Source organism: Candidatus Palauibacter soopunensis (assembly GCF_947581735.1).
Lineage (GTDB): Bacteria > Gemmatimonadota > Gemmatimonadetes > Palauibacterales > Palauibacteraceae > Palauibacter > Palauibacter soopunensis.
In genome coordinates this window covers 180,993-198,421 of the sequence record NZ_CANPVT010000007.1, presented here as the reverse complement: position 1 = coordinate 198,421, position 17,429 = coordinate 180,993, and the positions used below count along the sequence as shown (strand labels likewise).

Sequence of the window (17,429 nt, the reverse complement as noted above, 5' to 3'; positions counted from 1 at the left end):
CGTGATGCGGGTGGGGGCGCTGGAGGCGCGGCGGTGGGCGGGGCTTGTGTTCGCGGCCGGGCCCGGCGACGGGATCGGGCTCCGGCTCGTCTTCACTACCCCGAGCGGTGACCGGCGGGAGTTGGAGGACTGGTACTGGATGGTCTCCCGGGTCGGTCCCCACGCGCCGGACGGCAGCTACGCGCGCATGGAGTTCGATCTCGCCGCCGAGCCATCGCCCGACTCCCGCCCCGCGGAGGGCACGCTCATCCTGGAGTGGTCGCGCCGCGAGGATGCCGTGGCGCTGCGGGCCGTGGCGCGGGCGCCGGGCCGGGTGGAGCTGGTGGGGGATCGTCCGTGGGGGTGGAAGACGACGTGGGAGGAAGCGTCCGACGGCTGGCGGGCCGCGCCGGGAGGCTTGGAGATGGCCGCCGCCTTCGCGCCTCGGGCCGGAGACCGCGTCGCCACGGTGGTCGCCTGGGAGTCGAAAGGGGCGCCGGCCGGATCCGCGACGGCTCTGGCCCGGGCCCAGCGCCTTCTACCCGGGCTGGACCGCTGGATCGACGACGCGCACCGCGACTGGGACCGCCGCCGACCCCGGGGGTCGGGGGCGGGGGAAGGACTGGTCGAAGCCGTCGCGGATCACCTGATGTGGAACATTCTTCTCCAGCCGGAAACCGGGCGGCTGTATGCGCCGGCCGGGCGCCGCTGGATCTTTCCGAAGCCGGGGGACAGCGGACGGGAAAAGGACGCGCGGGACAACGACGCACCGGAGGAGGGCCCGGGGCCCGACGACTGGACGGTGTTCGGGTGGGATTCCTTCTTCAACGCGCTGGCGCTCGCCACCGCGTCGGGGCGCTTGGCGTGGGACGTTCTCCTGGCCGGGCTCGAGTCGCGCTATCCGAACGGGAACGTGCCCAACTGGCGAAGCCGGCTGGGCGGCACGCCCGATCGCTCGCAGCCCCCGATCGGGTCGTTCGCGGCGCTGAAGCTGTTCCTTGCCTGCCCCGATACGGACGCGCTGGCGGCGGCCTGGCCGGGGCTCCGCGCATGGAACCACTGGTGGGTGGCGGACAAGGGCGGACGCCCGCGCCGGGAAGGCCTCACGCCGGGTCTGTTCGCGTGGGGCTCGGACACGGCGCTGGTGCCGGAGCGGGCTCAGCTCCCGGAGTGGGAAGTGGCTGCGGACGGCCACCAGCGGGCGGCGTGGGAATCGGGGCAGGACGACCTGCCGCTGTGGGAGGAGGCGGAGTGGGATCCGGAACGGGAAGTCCTCGCCATGTCCGCCGTCGATCTGTGCAGCTACCGCGCCCTGGACCTCGAGTGCCTGGCGCGGATCGCCCGCATCCTGGGCGACGAGCCGGAAGCGGATCGGCTGGATGCGGAGCGTCGCCGGCTCGTGGCGACGATGAACCGGGTGCTGTGGTCCGAAGCCGCCGGGCTCTACCTGGACGAACTCCCCGGAGGTCACTCCCCTCGCGTGGCGGCGTCGAACTTCCTTCCCCTCATCGCCGGCGTTCCGTCGGCGGGGCGGGCGCGGCGCATGGTCCCGGCGCTGCGCGACCCCGCCCGCTTCCGGGGCGAGTGGATGCTGCCCACGATCTCGCGCGACGACCCCGCGTTCGAGGACCAGCAGTACTGGCGCGGCTCCATCTGGCCGCCCATGAATTACCTCGTGCTGCAGGGACTGCGACGGTACGGGTTCGACGAACTCGCAAGCGAACTGGCATGGAAGGGGGCGCACATGTTCCTGGCCGACCTCCGGCGCACGGGGTTCTGCCGCGAGAACTTCGACGCGTGCACTGGCCGGGGGCGAGGACACCGGTTCCAGAGTTGGGGACCGCTGTTCGCGCTGGGCGCGATCGAGGAGTCCGTCGACGCCTGTCCATGGCGCGGACGGTAGAGTTGTCGCGATGAGGCACGTGGAGTCGGACGACCGGCCGGAGCGGCCGACGCTGGTGATCCTCGCCGCCGGGCAATCCACCCGGTTCGGTCGCGCCAAGCAGCTCGAACCGGTGGGGCCGGGCGGCGGGTCGCTGCTCGAATACGCCGTGTACGACGCCTTGCGCGCGGGCTTCGGGCATTTCGTTCTCGTCGTGCGGGAGAGTCAGCGCGACGAGTTCGAGGCGCGCCTGGGTCCGATGCGGGCGGCGGGGATCTCTCTCTCCCTCGCCTGCCAGCGTCTCGTCCACCCCGACCTCGTCCCACTCGCCCCGGCCGGGCGCGTCCGGCCCTGGGGCACGGGATTCGCCGTGCTGGCCGCGGCGACCGCCCTGCGCCCCCGGGGCGCGTTCGCCGTCTGCAACGCGGACGACTTCTACGGACGCGTCGCGTACGAGCGCCTGGCGCACGCGCTCGCGGCGCCTCCTCCGGGCATCCGCGCCTTCGCGGTGACCTACTCCCTGGCCGACACCCTGTCCGCCTTCGGCGGCGTGTCGCGCGGCCTGTGCGAAGAGGGGCCCGACGGCACGCTGCTCCGCATGACCGAGGGCCTCGACCTGCGCCTCGACGGCGCCACGCAGCGGACGGGCGAAGGCGCCGATTCCTCCGCGGTCCGGCCCGACGTCGTCGGGTGCACGCCCTCCGGCGCGGCGATCCGCGTGGGCGCGGACAGCCAGGCGTGCATGGGCCTGTGGGGCTTCTTCCCCGACATCCTGCCGTTGCTGTCGCGGCGCTTCCGGAGTTTCCTCGCGGCCTCGCCCGGGATCGATGACGAGTTCTATCTGTCGGAAGCCGTGAGCAACCTGGTGGTCGCCGAACGGACGCGTTGCGGCCTGGTGCCCACGGGCAAGGGATGGAAGGGCGTCACCTTTCCCGGAGACCACGAGGGCGTCGCCGTTTCGCTCCGGCAACTCACGGAGGCGGGCGCGTACCCGGTCGACCTCTGGACGCCGCACGTTCACGCGGAGCCGGTCCGCTCGGCGCAGGCGTCACTCTTCGGTCCACCGCAGGCGCTGCCCGGTGGGGTCGCGACCGCTCCGGGGCGCATCAACCTCATCGGCGAGCACATCGACTACAACGGCCTGCCGGTGCTGCCGATGGCTCTCGACCGGCACGTCCAGCTGGACTTCGAAGCGCTGGCGCACGCGACGGTCGAACTCGAGGGCGATTCCGCCCACGGCTCGTTCGCCTTTCGGCTGGACCGCGCCACCGAATCCGCGCCCCCGGGACACTGGTCGAACTACGTGCGGGCCGCGGCCAGGGGATTGCTGGACCACGGCGTGGAACTGAGGCGAGGCATCCGGGGAACGGTCACGGGCACCGTCCCGGTGGCGGAGGGGCTGTCGTCCTCCTCCGCCCTGGTGGTCGCGTCCGCGCTGGCCCTGCTGCACGCGAACGAAGCGCAGGTGGAGGCGCTGGAACTGGCGGCGCTCCTCGCCCGGGCCGAGCGTCATGTCGGCGTGCAGGGCGGCGGGATGGACCAGGCGGCGTCGCTCTGCGGCAAGGAAGGGCACGCGTTGCGGATCGACTTCGGGCCGCTGCGCGTGACGCCGGTGCCGGTACCGGAGGGATGGCGGTGGGTCGTCGCCTCGTCATTGACGCGCGCGGAGAAGGCGGGCGCGGTCCGCGAGCTCTACAACGAGCGGCGCGCCCAGTGCGCGGAGGCCCTCGAACGGGTGGGCCGGACCTCCTGGCTGGAGGTGGTGGAAGCCGACCGGGCCGAGTTCGACACCATCCTGGCGGAGGCGCGGAAGGCGCTGCCGCTCACGTTGTGGAGGCGCTTTCGTCATGTGGCCGCGGAGGGCCGCCGAGTGATCGAGGCCGAGCGGGCGCTTCGCGGCGAGGACATGGCCGCCTTCGGCCGGCTGATGAACGCCTCGCACGCCAGCCTGCGCGATGACTTCGGCGTGAGCACGCAGGCGCTGGACGAGATCGTGGCCGTAGCCCTCGACGCGGGCGCGGCCGGGGCGCGGCTCACGGGCGCGGGATTCGGCGGCTCCGCGGTCGCGCTCTGCCGCGCGGACGAGGCGAAGGGCGTAATCGAGGCCCTGATCGATCGCTTCTACACCCCCCGCGGAGGGGTCGGCCGCCGCGCCCTCTTCGTCGCCGACGCCTCCAACGGCGCCACCGTAACAAGCAAGTGAGGTGTGACGTGTTCCGATTGACGTTGCGACAGTGGCGGATCGCCGCGCTGGCCTCGGCCATCCCTTGCGCCGCCTTGACTGTGGCCGCGTGCGACGCTCCGGGGTCCCGCGCCCGGATAACCGAGGAGGTGCGGGTTCTCGATACGTATCCGTTTTCGGATCCAAATCCCGTGCCGGTGCTCGCCACCGACCGGCGGCTGTACCCCTACCACACGTTCGAGGGATACGCGGCGACGTCGGAACCCCGGGAGTGGAAGGTCGTGAAGATGGAGAACGACCTCGTGGAGGTTTTCGTCCTTCCCGAGGTGGGCGGCAAGGTGTGGGGGGCCGTCGTGAAGGAGACGGGCCACGAGTTCATCTATCGGAACGAAGTGATGAAGTTCCGGGACATCGCGCTGCGCGGTCCGTGGACCTCGGGCGGCCTCGAGTTCAACTTCGGCGTCATCGGGCACACGCCGGCCACCGCCACGCCGGTCGACTACCTGGTGCGGGAGAACGCGGACGGCAGCGTGAGCACGATCGTCGGCGCCACCGACCTTCCGGCGCGGACGCCGTGGCGGGTCGAGATCCGGCTTCCGGCGGACCGGGCCGCCTTCGAGACGCGCGTCCTGTGGTACAACCCGACCCCGCTGGAGCAGCCGTACTACAACTGGATGACGGCCGCGGCCTTCGCCCGGGACGACCTGGAACTGTTCGTGCCCGGCGACGCCTACCTGGAGCATTCCGGGCAGGTGCGCCCCTGGCCCGAGGACGAGGAGGGGCGCTTCCTGCCCCTGTACCGCAACAACGCGTTCGGGGGACACAAGTCCTACCACGTCGTGGGGGCGCTGAACGACTTCTTCGGCGGCTACTACCACGACGAGGACTACGGCTGGGGGCACTGGGCCCCGCACGAGGAAATGCCCGGGCGCAAGATGTGGCTGTGGGCACTGTCCCGTGCCGGCGGCGTCTGGGAGGATCTGCTCACGGACACGGACGGGCAGTACGTCGAGTTCCAGGCCGGGCGGCTGCACGTGCAGTACTCGCCCGGGGCGGACCGGAACCCCATCACGCAGGGCGCGTTCGACCCCCTTTCGGCCAGCCGCTGGACCGAGACGTGGTTCCCGCTCGAAGAGACGGGCGGCCTCACGGACGCTTCCCCCCACGGCGCCATGCACGTCGAACGGGAGGGCGACCGTCTGCGGGTCGTGGTCCAGGCGTTCGGGTCCGGGGTCGACACCGTGAAGGCGTGGTCCGCCGGCGAACAGGTCGCCGCGCGGGCCGTGGCGTTCGAAGCTCTGGATGCAACAGTGGTCGAGTTCGACGTCGCGCCCTCGCGCCCATGGCGCGTTTCGCTCCCGCGGCTCCGCCTGGAAGCCTGCTCGGGACCCGGCGCGACCGGTCTCGCCGGGGTGTGCGGGTTCGGCGGAGAGCCCTCGGTGTCCCGGCCGTTTGGGACGAACTCAGAGGCGTGGGACGCGCTCCCGGAGACGGACCGCCTGGTGTTCGAGGCGAGGGAGTTGGCGCGGGGCCGTCGCCATGCCGACGCGCGGACGCTGTACGAACAGGCGCTCGCCGCCGAGCCCTGGAACCGGGAGGCGTTGCTGGGTCTCGGCGCGCTGGCGTTGAGGTCGGCCCGCTACGAGGAGGGCCTCGCCCACGCCCGGCGCGCGCTCGAGCTCGACACCTACGATCCGGAAGCCAACTTCCTCGCCGGCAACCTGTATCTGGCCCTCGGGCTCCGGGCCGATGCGCTCGACTCGTTCGGTTGGGCGGCCCGGTCGGTCTCCCACCGGGCCGCGGCGCGCATTCGGCTGGCGGAGTTGGCGCTGGAGGCCGGGGACATTGCCGAAACGCACCGCCACGCCGCGCTGGCGCTCGACCACGACCGCGTGAGCATTCCGGCCCGCGAGGTGCTGGCCATCGCGGCGCGCCTGGAGGGCGACGAAACCCGTGCGGCCCGGGTGCAGGCGGAGCTGCTCGAACTCGACCCGCTGAACCACTTTGTGCTGGCCGAGCGGTATCTCGCGGCGCGGGCTGAGGGATCCGGCGGGGACGAGGCGACGGACGGAGCCGAAGCGGCGCGCCTCACCGCGTCGATGCGGAGCGAGTATCCGGGGCAGACGCTGCTGGAACTCGCCGTGGGCTACGCGAACCGCGGGCTGCCCGGCGATGCGGCGCGCCTGCTCGAACTGGCGGACGAAGTGGGCGGCGGCCCCGTGGCGACGGCGTGGCTCGCCTTCCTGCGCGGCGACGCCGAAGTACTGCGGGCGGGGGCCGATCCCGCTTTCGCCTTCCCCTTCCGCCCCGAGACCCTGCCGGTTCTGCGCTGGACGGCCCGCGAAGACCCGCACTGGGGTTGGCGCTACCTGCTGGGCCTGAACCTGTGGGCGCTCGACCGCGACGCGGAGGCGGCCGACGTGCTGGCGGCCCTCGGCGACGAGCCCGCCTACGGCCCCGCCTACGCGGCGCGCGCGCACCTCACGGGGGCCCTGGGCGGCGATCCCGGGGCCGACTTCCGTCGTGCGGTCGAGATGGATCCCGAGAGCCGCCTCCTCCACATCTCCCTCGTCCGGCACCTGCAGGAAACGGGACGATGGGCGGAGGCGCGCGAGGCGTCCGGCCGGGGACGGGAACGCTTCCCGGACGACTTCAACCTCGCCCTCCTCCACGTGCGGGGGCTCATCCAGGCGGGCGAGTACGGCGAGGCGATCCGGATGCTCGCGAACACCCACGTTCTTCCCTCGGAAAACTCCGGCGAAGCCCACCGGCTGTACGAGTTCGCGCACGTCGGCGCCGCGCTCGACGAACTGGAGGCCGGGGACCGGCCAACCGCTCGCCACCACCTGGAAGCGGCGCTGCTGTGGCCGGAATCGCTCGGCCAGGGCCGTCCCTTCGACCCCGACGACCGGCTGGTGCGGTTCCTGCTCGACGCGGCGGCGGAAAGCCCCGATGGCGGACCCGTGCCCGGAGCGTTCGAGACCGCCACCATCGCCTCGCTGCGCGTCCGCGCCGCTGCGCTCGACGGCGCGCCGTCCCCGACCGCGGCGATCGAGCGCGCCCTCCTGCTCCGGGCCCTCGCCGCCGCCAGCCTGCAACGCTAGCCGGCGGGCGTCGCCTCCGCCTCCGCGAGCGCCACGCCCTCCTCCTCGTCCACGCGCAGCAGGAGCAGGAACCCGGCGGCGAGAAACACGAGGATGGAGGCGATGGCCCACCGGTGGCTGCCCGTGGCACCCAAGATGAGCCCGTAGGAGAGCGGGCCGGCCGCGGCGGAAAGCCGGCCCGAGAAGGCGTAGAAGCCGAACAGTTCGCCCTGCTTGCTCTCGGGCACGAACGACCCGAGGAGGGCGCGGCTCCCCGCCTGGTTCGGCCCGACCATCAGCCCCAGGAGTATGGCCGCGGCCCAGAACATCGGGAGGTCCCGCGCGGACCATGCCATGGCGACCGCCACCATCAGCAGCACGAGCGTGATGGCGATCGTCCGCTTCCCGCCGATCCGGTCCTGCACGAACCCGAAGCCGATCGCGCTCGCGCCGGCCGTCAGGTTCACGACGATGCCGAGGATGAGGAGGTCCGCCGTCTCCATCCCGAACTCGGCCCCGGCGAAGATCGCCGCCATGGCGAAGGCGGTCGCGAGCCCGTCGTTGTAGACGAGACGCGCGACGAGGAGGCGGACGGCCTGGCGATAGCGCCTCAGGTCCCGGGCCGTGTCCGCGATGCGGCCGAAGCCCATGCGCACGTAGGTGCCGAGCGGCGCGCGGCGGCGAGGCTGCCGCTCCCGCAGGAAGAGGAAGACCGGAATCGAGAACACGAGGAGCCAGCCGGCGGCGAGGAGGCTCGTGGACCGCACGTTCAGCCCCCCCTCCTCCGGCAGCCAGCCGCTGACCATGCCCAGCGCCGGAACGAGGCAGAGGAGGCCGCCGAAGTACCCCAGGCCCCAGCCCAGCCCGGATATCCGTCCCATGTTCTCCCGGGTCGAGATCTCGGGAAGGAACGCGTTGGCGAGCGACTGCATCGACTCGTAGGCGACGCTGGCCCCGATGAACACGAGCGCGGCGATCCATGCATCGCCCGGCCCCATGCCGAAGAGGCTCGCCGTCAGAACGACGCAGATCATGGTCGCGATGAGCAGAAACCGCTTCTTGAGGCCGCCGAAGTCCCCCATCGCGCCGACCACCGGCATGATGAGCGCGGTCGTGACCGCGGAGACGGTGACCGCGCGCGTCCACCAGACGCCCCCCAGCACATCGTCGGGGGCGATCGACCGCGCGAACCAGGCCGAGAAGATGAACGTCACGACGATCGTCCCGAAGGCCGAGTGGGCGAAGTCGTACATCGCCCAGGAGACGATCTCCCGGCGGGCGACGGGCGGGGGTTGAGAGGTCGAGTTCACTCGCGGCGGCCTTTCGAATCTGGCGGGGGCCCGTTTCGAGGGCTCAAGGGTATCACGGGAAGTCCGCGTGATGCGACCCGTCCGGCTGCGCCCGCCCGCCTCGACCGGCGTGGCGAACGCGACGCCGCCGGTTTGTCGCGAACGCGTGGCGCGGGGTAGGTTTGCGGGAGTGCCGCCCGCCGCGGCGGCGTCACCGATGAGGCACGGGAGACGGAAGATTCACATGTCCGCACATACAGGCGCGAGCGCGAAATCCCACGTCAGCGAGGCCGAGGCCCGGAAGGTCGCCGAGGCTGCCCGCGAGACGGACTGGACGGGGCGAACCTTCGTCCGGAACCTCTTTCTCGGGAAGTTCCGGCTCGACGCGATTCACCCCTATCCCGACCCGAACGATTTCATCTCCGACTACGCGCGCGAGTGGACGGAGGACCTGCGGGTCTTCCTGCGGGACGAGGTGGACTCGGACGGCATCGACCGGGACGGAAAGATCCCGCCCGAGGTGGTGCGGGCGCTTGCGGAGCGCGGCGCCTTCGGCATCAAGGTGCCCAGGAAGTACGGCGGCCTCGGATTCAACCAGACGGAGTACGCGAACGCGATGCGCGTCGTCGGCTCGGTGGACGGGAACGTCGTCGCCCTCCTCTCGGCGCATCAGTCGATCGGCGTGGGGCAGCCGCTCAAGATGTTCGGCACCGAGGCGCAGAAGGAGGCGTACTTCCCGCGGCTCGCGAAGGGGGCCGTCAGCGCCTTCGCGCTCACCGAGAACGACGTGGGTTCGGACCCGGCCCGGCTCACGACCTCCGCCGAGCGCACGGAGGACGGGTCCGCCTTCATCCTGAACGGCGAGAAGCTGTGGTGCACGAACGGCACCCTGGCCGAACTCTACGTCGTCATGGCGCGCCACCCGGACACGGGGCGCATCTCCGCCTTCATCGTCGAGCGCGACTGGCCGGGCGTCGAGATCGTGCGGCGCTGCCACTTCATGGGGCTCAAGGCGCTCGAGAACGGGATCATCCGCTTCACCGACGTCCGCGTGCCCGCCGAGAACCTGCTTTGGAAGGAAGGGAGCGGACTCAAGCTCGCGCTCATGACGCTGAACACGGGGCGGCTCACGATTCCCGCTTCCTCCGTGGGCGGCGCGCAGACCGCGCTCGAGGCGTGCCGGCGCTGGTGCGCGGAGCGGATCCAGTGGGGGGTGCCGGTCGGCAAGCACGAGACGATCGCGCACTACCTGACGTCGATCGCGACCCGGACGTACGCCATGTCCGCGATCGCCGACCTCACGCAGTCGATGGCGGACCGGGGCGGCTACGACATCCGGCTCGAGGCCGCGATGGCGAAGCTCTGGAACACGGAAACGGGCTGGCAACTCGTCGACGACGCGTTGCAGGTGCGGGGCGGGCGCGGCTACGAGACCGCCGACTCGCTCACGGCGCGCGGCGAGGAACCCGTCGCCGTCGAGCGCTGGCTGCGGGACTTCCGCATCAACCGGATCTTCGAGGGATCGAGCGAGATCCTGCGCCTGTTCATGGCCCGCGAGGCCGTGGACCGGCACCTCCAGATCGCCGGCGACCTCGTCGACCCGAAACTCGGCCTCGGCGCCAAGCTCAAGGCGCTGCCGAAGGCCGCGTGGTTCTACGCCACCTGGTATCCGACGACGTGGATCGGCTGGAGCCTGCCGCCGCGCTTCGCGAGCCACGGACGGTTGGCGAAGCACCTGCGCTTCGTCGAGCGCAACAGCCGCAAGCTCGCGCGCACGATCTTCCACCTCATGCTCCGCCACGGGCCCAGGCTCGAGCGGCGCCAGGGACTGCTCTTCCGCGTCATCGACATCGGCGCGGAACTGTTCGCGATCTCGGCCGCCGTCACGAGAGCCGACATGCTGCGCCGGCGCGCGGGGGATGAGGCCCGCGACGAGGCCCGGGAGGCGGCGCGTCTCGCCGATTCGTTCGCCGTCGAGTCACGCCGGCGCGTGGGCGAACTCTTCCGCCGCATCCGCTCGAACCACGACGCGGCGGACTACCGCATCGCCCAGGACATCATGGCGGGCCGCTTCGAGTGGATGGAGCGCGACATCGTCGGCCTCCAGAAGGCCGCGCTCGAAGCCTGGCAGGGAGCGGCGCCGGATCTGCCGTCCGATCATGGACCCGACGCCTCCCCGTCCGAACCCTTTGCGGAGCCCCGCCCGGCGAGCGCCAAGGCCGAGGTCGTCTAGCCGGACGGGCCGCCGGGTACGTCGTCTACGTCGAGGCGGGTCTCGTGGCCGCATAGCGTGCCGGCCAGCACGGCGGCCAGGGACGGTTCCGTACCGGAGGAATCCAGACCCCCGCTCAAGGCCATGTCGATGTCGCAGGACCCGGACCGGCCGTCGGACTGCCAGTCCAGCGCTCCCGTCACCGAACCCTCGAGGGTGAACGCCTCGAAAAAGCCGACGATGGTGGCGACGGTCCGTTCGCGGACGCTCGGGCGGCCGTCCACGGTGAACCGCATCCCGCCGCTCGACACCTGGCAGCCGCTGGGAGTGGCCGTAAAATCGGACGTCAGCCTCGCCGTGTCGCCCACCGACTCCTCCACGACGTCGATGGTGATCGTGATCTGTCCCCCGAGGGGGCACGCAACCACCATGCTGTTCTCGGAGCCCCCGATGATCGTGGGATCCGGATCACTCTGAATCGCTCGCATCGCCTCGAACAGCGCCAGCGACTCGGCCGCGGAAAGCCGCTCGGATGTGTCGGGGGGATCCGTCGTGCCCTCGCTGCAGCCGGCCGCGAGCGCGCCGGCGAGAAGCACCGCGACTACGTTTCTTCGGTCGAACATCCCTTCCTCCCTTCCTCCCTGGCCGGGTTCCGGCTTGTGCGGAGTCACGGTGGGTCTCCGCCGGCCCGGCACCTCCACCTTGCTGAAATATATGCGGTCGGGCCGCTCGGGGTTCCACGCCGAGCGGATCAGGCGCCCTCGAGGGCGTAGCGGCGCACGTCCTCGCTGATCTTCATCGCGCAGAACTTCGGTCCGCACATCGAGCAGAAGTGGGCGATCTTCGCGCCCTCCGCCGGGAGCGTCTCGTCGTGGAAGGCGCGCGCCGTCACCGGGTCGAGCGAGAGGTTGAACTGGTCCTCCCACCGGAACTCGAAGCGCGCCTTCGAGATCGCGTCGTCCCACGCCTGCGCGCCTGGGTGCCCGCGCGCGAGGTCCGCCGCGTGCGCCGCGATCCGGTACGCGATGACGCCGGCCTTCACGTCGTCGCGGTCGGGGAGCCCGAGGTGCTCCTTGGGCGTCACGTAGCACAGCATCGCCGTGCCGTGCCAGCCGATCGTCGCCGCGCCGATCGCGCTCGTGATGTGGTCGTAGCCGGGCGCGATGTCCGTCGTCAGCGGCCCCAGCGTGTAGAAGGGCGCCTCGTCGCACCACTCGAGCTGCCGGTCCATGTTCTCGCGGATCAGGTGCATGGGCACGTGCCCCGGGCCCTCGTTCATGACCTGCACGTCGTATTCCCACGCGATCCGCGTCAGTTCGCCCTGCGTGCGCAGTTCGGCGAACTGCGCCTCGTCGTTGGCGTCGGCGATCGACCCCGGCCGCAGCCCGTCTCCCAGCGACAGCGACACGTCGTATTCGCGCACGATCTCGCACAGCTCGCGGAAGTGCGTGTAGAGGAAGTTCTCCCGGTGGTGGGCCATGCTCCACTTGGCGATGATCGATCCGCCGCGGCTCACGATCCCCGTCACACGCTCCGCCGTGAGCGGCACATGCCGGAGCAGCAGCCCCGCGTGCACGGTGAAGTAGTCCACCCCCTGCTCGCACTGTTCGATGAGCGTGTCGCGGTAGACGTCCCACGTCAGTGCCTCGGGGACGCCGCCCACCTTTTCCAGCGCCTGGTAGATGGGCACGGTGCCGATGGGGACGGGAGAGTTGCGGAGGATCCACTCCCGCGTGGCGTGGATGTTCCTGCCCGTGGAGAGGTCCATCACCGTGTCGGCGCCCCACAGCGTCGCCCAGCGGAGTTTCTCCACCTCCTCCTCGATCGAGGAGGTGACGGCGGAGTTCCCGATGTTGGCGTTGATCTTCACCTTGAAGGCCCGGCCGATGATCATCGGCTCGAGTTCGGGGTGGTTGATGTTGGCGGGGATGATGGCGCGGCCCCGCGCCACCTCGTCGCGCACGAAGGACGGGTCCATGCCCTCCCGCACGGCGATGAACGCCATCTCGGGCGTGATCTCGCCGTGGCGCGCGTAGTGCATCTGCGTGACGGGGCCGTTCCCCCGCCGCGTCGCGCGAACGAGGGTCGAGGGCAGCTCCGGGGCGTCGTCCCGCGGCCCGCGGACCACCGTGGCGGAGCGCCCGGTCGAACGCACGTCGCGACGGCGGATCCACTCGTCGCGCAGAAGCGGCAGGCCTTCGCGCACGTCGCACTCGCTCGGACCGCTGGTGTCGTAGACGCGCAGGGGCGGCTCGCCGTCGGCGAGCGCGATCTCCCGCACGGGGACGCGAAGGCCGCCGGGGCCATCCACAAAGACCCTGGTGGAGTTGGGGAAGGCTCCTTCGTACGGAACCGGCGGGTTGAGGGCGGGGCTGGGCCCGAGGGCAGGGTCCGGATCGATCATGACCGGCGTCGTTTTCTCCGGCACACCCGCGTCGTCGCCGGACGGGGGATGGTCGACGCCGGGCGGGGACGCTACCCCGCGCGGGCCGCGCTCCCTACGCCGGTATGAGCCGGATCAGGTTCATGGGGTACGCTCTCAATCCCGACAGATCGGGATGCCCCCGGCGACCGCCGGAAAGATAGGCGTCACTGGTCCGCCGCGCCCACGGTGCCCAGGGCTCCGACGATCAACTCGCCCATCCGCGCCGTCGACACCGGCGCCCGGCCCCCGTCGGCGTGGAGGTCGGCGGTGCCGTATCCGTCCTCGAGCACGCGGTTCACGGCGGCCCGCACGGCGCCCGCCTCGTCCGGCAGCGCGAACGTGAGGTCGAGCATCATCGCGACGGAGAGGATCGCGCCGATGGGGTTGGCGATCCCCCGCCCCGTGATGTCCGGCGCCGCGCCGTGGACCGGCTCATAGAGACCGATGTCGCCACCCACACTCGCCGACGGCAGCATGCCGAGGCTCCCGACGAGCACCGCCGCCTCGTCGCTCAGAATGTCGCCGAACATGTTGCTGGTCAGCAGGACGTCGAACTGGCGCGGATGCTGGATCAACTGCATCGCGCAATTGTCCACGAGCATGCTGGAAAACTCGATATCCGGATAGTCGCGGGATACTCCTTCGGCGATTCGGCGCCAGAAGATCGACGACTCCAGGACATTCGCCTTGTCTATCGACGTCACTTTCTTCCGCCGCGTGCGCGCGAGTTCGAACGCCGACACGGAGATCCGCCGAATCTCCTCCTCCGTATAGATCTCGGTGTCGAAGGCGACGCCGTCCTCGATTCCGCGCGGACGCCCGAAATAGATGCCGCCGAGCAGTTCGCGGACGACCACGAGGTCCACGCCGCGGACGCACTCGGGACGGAGGGGAGATCGCGCGACGAGCGCCTCGGGCACGGAAACGGGCCGGATGTTCGCGTGGTTTCCGAGCAACTGCCGCAGATCCAGCAGCCCTCTGGAGGCGTCGACCTCCGTCCCGTGCACGGAGCGCACCGCGAGTCCGACGGCTCCCACGAGCACGGCGTCGACCTCCACGGCGAGGGCCCGCGTGTCCTCCGGCAGAGGATCTCCGAACCGCTCGAGCGCGCCGTCGCCGATGGGGGCTTCGACGATGTCGAAGCGGTGGCCACAGACCTCGCCGACGGCCTCCAGCACGCGTCGCGCCTCGCGGAGGACCTCGGGGCCGATGCCATCGCCGGGCAGGAACAGGACACGCCCGGCCATCGTGCTAGCCGAAGCCTCCGCCGAATCGCTCCACGAACGTGCGTTCGCGGTCGGTGAGGGCGGACCACCCTGCGCCCTTGAGCTTGTCGGCGATGCGCTCGTACTCGGCCCGGTTCACGGGATGGAGGGCGCTCGGCTCGATGCGCCCCCACTTCACGTTCAACTCCCGCTCTCCCATGCGGGCGCCGGGACTCTCGGCTTTCCGGCGGAACTGCGCCGCGGCGGAGCGCGTGGCCCGCCACCTCAGGTAGAGCCAGCCGCCGAGGAACCCACCCAGGTGCGCGAAGTGCGCCACGCCGCCGCCGACGCCGCCCAGGCCCAGCCACAGGGAGAGCAGCGTGAACCCGATGACGAGGAAGCGGACCTGAACGGGGATGACGAACCAGATCATCACCCGGTCGCGCGGCCAGTAGCGCGCGTAGCCGAAGAGCACGCCGTACACGGCCGCCGAAGCCCCGACCATCGGAATGTAGAGCCCCCCCTGCGACATCGTGAGGGCGGTCCACAGGATGTGGACGAGGGCTCCCACAAGCCCGGCCAGCAGGTACAGCCTGAGGAAACCCTTCGATCCGAGCAGCGCCTCGAGCTTCGGCCCGAAGAAGAAGAGCGCGAGCATGTTGAAGAAGATGTGGGACACGCCACCGTGCAGGAACTGGTAGGTGATGAGCGTCCAGGGCCGGGTCAGAACCTGGGCGGGGACGAGCCACAGCTCCGACATCAGGACGGGGTTCGTGCGCGTGAACACGTAGGCGACGCCGTTGATCAGGAGCAGTTGGCCGACGACACGGGTCATGCGTGCGTCGCCTCCGTCGTCTCCGCCATCATCTCCGTGAACCGCCCGGCGAGCGCGGGACCGACGCCCGCATCTTCGTGCTTGAAGAAGGCGTAGACCCGGTCCCAGCCCGAGTCGCGCAGCCGCCCGGCCCAAGCTTCCAACTCCTCCGCCGAGTACGCGCTGCGGCGCAGGCGGAGGTAGGTCCAGTCCGCCGTATCGACGAGCGGCGCGTCCTCTCCGTCGTCCGTCTCGGCGAGGCAGAGGGCGGAGTTCCGGGCCCGCAGGATGTCGAACACCGCCTCGTCGAACCACGAGGCGTGCCGGAACTCGAAGGCGGAGGTGCCGGGGTTCGGAAGCTGGTCCACGAAACGCGCGAGCCGTTCATCGTCCCGCTTGAAGTTGGGCGGAAGCTGGTAGAGGATGACGCCGGCGCGATCCGCCATCACCGACGCCGTCTGCACGAGATACTCCGTTTCCTCCTCCGTGTTCTTCAACCGCTTGAAGTGCGTGATGCGGCGCGAAGCCTTGAGCGCGAAGCGGAATCCGTCGGGCACCGCCCCGGCCCAGTTCTCCAGCACGCTCTCGCGCGGCATGCGGTAGAAGGTGTTGTTGATCTCGACGGCCCGAAGCCGGCGGCCGTAGAACGACAACATCTCCTTGTTGGGGAGATCCTCCGGGTAGAAGCTGCCTTTCCACGCGGGATAGCTGTAGCCGCTCGTGCCGATCCAGACCTGCATGGGCCGGATGATACGGTCCCGCCGTCGGCGGGCCAACGCACCGGGGAGGCGCCCGCGTGGTACATTGGCCGCGCGCAACTTGGGCTGCGAAGCGACGTATTGCGTTTGTGAAGGGACGTGCGAACAACGAGGGGACGGATCGTGGCGAGCGGAAACGGGACGAACGGGGGCGGCACGCTCCTGCTGGGCACGACGAAGGGCGCTTTCCTGGCGCGGCCGCGCGACGGGGGCGGGGCGGGCGACGAGGCGGGCGCGGGCGGCGGGGGCTGGGAGCTGGACGGACCCCATTTCCCGGGAGAGGAAGTCTACGCGCTGGCGTACGACGGCCGGGCCGGCCGGTCGCGCCTGTGGGCGGCGCCGCACAGTCCCTTCTGGGGGACGACGCTGCGCTTCTCGGACGACTTCGGGGCGACGTGGTCGGGGAAGGCCGAGCGTTCGGTCAGGTTTCCCGACGACTCCGGGCTTTCCCTCAAGCGCGTCTGGCAGATCCAGCCGGGGTCGGCCCGCGAGCCGGACGTGATCCGGCTGGGCGTGGAGCCCGCCTGTCTGTTCATCTCGCACGATGCGGGGGAGAAGTGGGAAGCGGTGGACGGGTTGCTGAACCATCCGCACCGCGAGCGGTGGGAGCCGGGGGGCGGCGGGCTCTGCCTGCACACCATCGTGACGGATGGCGAGCCGGGCGGGCGGGCGACGATCGCCATCTCGGCGGCGGGGGCGTACCGCAGCGACGATGGCGGCGCGACGTGGACCGCGCGCAACGAGGGGGTGCGCGCGGAGTTCCTGCCGGACAAGCACCCGGAGTTCGGGCAGTGCGTGCACAAGATCGTGCACCACCCGTCGAACCCGGGCCGGCTCTTTCTGCAGAACCACTGGGGACTGTACCGGAGCGACGACTGGGGCGATTCGTGGACGGACATCGCCAACGGCGTGCCGTCGGATTTCGGTTTCGCGATGGCGATGCACCCGGGCGATGCCGACACGGTCTACATCGTTCCGCTCGAATCGGACGGCTTCCGGTGTACGCCCGAGGCGAAGCTGCGCGTCTACCGGACCCGGGACGGCGGCGCGAGCTGGGAGGCGCTCACCCAAGGGCTTCCGCAGCGGAACGCGTACGAAACCGTGCTCCGCGACGCGCTGGCCACGCTCGCCCCCGGGCAGGTGTTCTTCGGCACCCGCAGCGGCAAGGTGTACGCCTCGCGCGACGACGGGACGACGTGGGGACTGGTGTGCGAGGGTCTCCCGCCGGTGGTCTGCGTGAAGGCGTGCGTGGCCGGGCGAGCCTGATGCCCGCAGGAACGCAGCCCTCCGGGACGCCGGGCGCCGGCCTCGTGCGCGTGACCCTGCCCGCCGCACTGACGGAGTTCACGGGCGGGCGGGCCGTGGTGGACGTCCCCGGCGCGCCCGCCCCGGTCGGGGAGATCCTGGCCGGACTCGGAGCCGCCCACCCCGGCGTCCGCGACCGCCTGTTCACGGAGCGGCGCCGTCTGCGGCCGCACGTGAACATCTTCGTGGACGGCGAGAACATCCGCTTCCTGAGCGGCCTGGATACTCCCGTGTCGGACGGCGCCGAAGTCGTCGTCCTCCCCGCCGTCAGCGGCGGCTAACCGCGGGCCTTGGT

Annotated in this window: 12 protein-coding genes and 1 riboswitch; of the genes, 6 read left to right on the top strand and 6 right to left on the bottom strand. The window is 71.0% G+C overall.

From position 1 onward, the window contains the following. Positions 1-4 precede the first annotated feature (4 nt). The 3 genes from RN901_RS04090 (at position 5) to RN901_RS04080 (ending at position 7,147) form a co-directional block, all read left to right on the top strand. Positions 5-1,882, top strand: a complete 1,878-nt coding sequence (locus RN901_RS04090; RefSeq protein ID WP_310756218.1) for a trehalase family glycosidase — start codon at positions 5-7, stop codon at positions 1,880-1,882. Positions 1,883-1,892: 10 nt separating this feature from the next. Beyond that, positions 1,893-4,064 (top strand): galactokinase, encoded by a 2,172-nt coding sequence (galK, locus tag RN901_RS04085; RefSeq protein WP_310756215.1) that lies wholly within the window; start codon positions 1,893-1,895, stop codon positions 4,062-4,064. Positions 4,065-4,192: 128 nt separating this feature from the next. Then, complete coding sequence (locus tag RN901_RS04080; RefSeq protein WP_310756213.1) at positions 4,193-7,147, top strand: DUF5107 domain-containing protein; 2,955 nt, start codon at positions 4,193-4,195, stop codon at positions 7,145-7,147. On the opposite strand, the gene RN901_RS04075 is transcribed toward RN901_RS04080, so the two are convergent. Next, on the bottom strand, positions 7,144-8,436 hold the full coding sequence (locus RN901_RS04075; RefSeq protein WP_310756211.1) for an MFS transporter: 1,293 nt from the start codon (positions 8,434-8,436) through the stop codon (positions 7,144-7,146). The two genes, RN901_RS04080 and RN901_RS04075, sit on opposite strands and share 4 nt — an antisense overlap. A 223-nt stretch (positions 8,437-8,659) precedes the next feature. Between RN901_RS04075 and RN901_RS04070 the strand changes: the two genes are divergently transcribed. Further along, positions 8,660-10,648, top strand: a complete 1,989-nt coding sequence (locus RN901_RS04070; protein WP_310756209.1) for an acyl-CoA dehydrogenase family protein — start codon at positions 8,660-8,662, stop codon at positions 10,646-10,648. Here RN901_RS04070 and RN901_RS04065 read toward each other — a convergent pair. From RN901_RS04065 to RN901_RS04045, 5 genes are all read right to left on the bottom strand, one after another. Next, positions 10,645-11,250: a hypothetical protein gene (locus tag RN901_RS04065; protein ID WP_310756207.1), complete on the bottom strand. Its 606-nt coding sequence runs from the start codon at positions 11,248-11,250 to the stop codon at positions 10,645-10,647. The two genes, RN901_RS04070 and RN901_RS04065, sit on opposite strands and share 4 nt — an antisense overlap. Before the next feature lie 128 nt (positions 11,251-11,378). Further along, positions 11,379-13,031 carry a phosphomethylpyrimidine synthase ThiC gene (thiC, locus tag RN901_RS04060; RefSeq protein WP_310756205.1) on the bottom strand — a complete coding sequence of 551 codons (1,653 nt, stop codon included), beginning with the start codon at positions 13,029-13,031 and terminating at the stop codon, positions 11,379-11,381. Positions 13,032-13,104: 73 nt separating this feature from the next. Continuing rightward, a riboswitch (TPP riboswitch) is annotated at positions 13,105-13,203 on the bottom strand. Between the two features lie 13 nt (positions 13,204-13,216). Continuing rightward, positions 13,217-14,299, bottom strand: coding sequence for a 3-isopropylmalate dehydrogenase (gene leuB / locus RN901_RS04055; RefSeq protein WP_310756203.1), 1,083 nt, complete (start codon positions 14,297-14,299; stop codon positions 13,217-13,219). Between the two features lie 4 nt (positions 14,300-14,303). Further along, positions 14,304-15,092, bottom strand: a complete 789-nt coding sequence (locus RN901_RS04050) for a rhomboid family intramembrane serine protease (RefSeq protein WP_310756201.1) — start codon at positions 15,090-15,092, stop codon at positions 14,304-14,306. Continuing rightward, complete coding sequence (locus RN901_RS04045; RefSeq protein WP_310756199.1) at positions 15,089-15,811, bottom strand: DUF72 domain-containing protein; 723 nt, start codon at positions 15,809-15,811, stop codon at positions 15,089-15,091. Before RN901_RS04045 ends, RN901_RS04050 begins: the two co-directional genes overlap by 4 nt. Before the next feature lie 141 nt (positions 15,812-15,952). Here RN901_RS04045 and RN901_RS04040 point away from each other — a divergent pair, with 141 nt between their 5' ends. Both RN901_RS04040 and RN901_RS04035 read left to right on the top strand, forming a co-directional pair. Continuing rightward, positions 15,953-17,095 carry a hypothetical protein gene (locus RN901_RS04040; RefSeq protein WP_310756197.1) on the top strand — a complete coding sequence of 381 codons (1,143 nt, stop codon included), beginning with the start codon at positions 15,953-15,955 and terminating at the stop codon, positions 17,093-17,095. Continuing rightward, positions 17,095-17,415 (top strand): ubiquitin-like small modifier protein 1, encoded by a 321-nt coding sequence (locus tag RN901_RS04035; protein ID WP_310756195.1) that lies wholly within the window; start codon positions 17,095-17,097, stop codon positions 17,413-17,415. The genes RN901_RS04040 and RN901_RS04035 overlap by 1 nt, the downstream gene beginning before the upstream one ends. Positions 17,416-17,429: the final 14 nt, after the last annotated feature.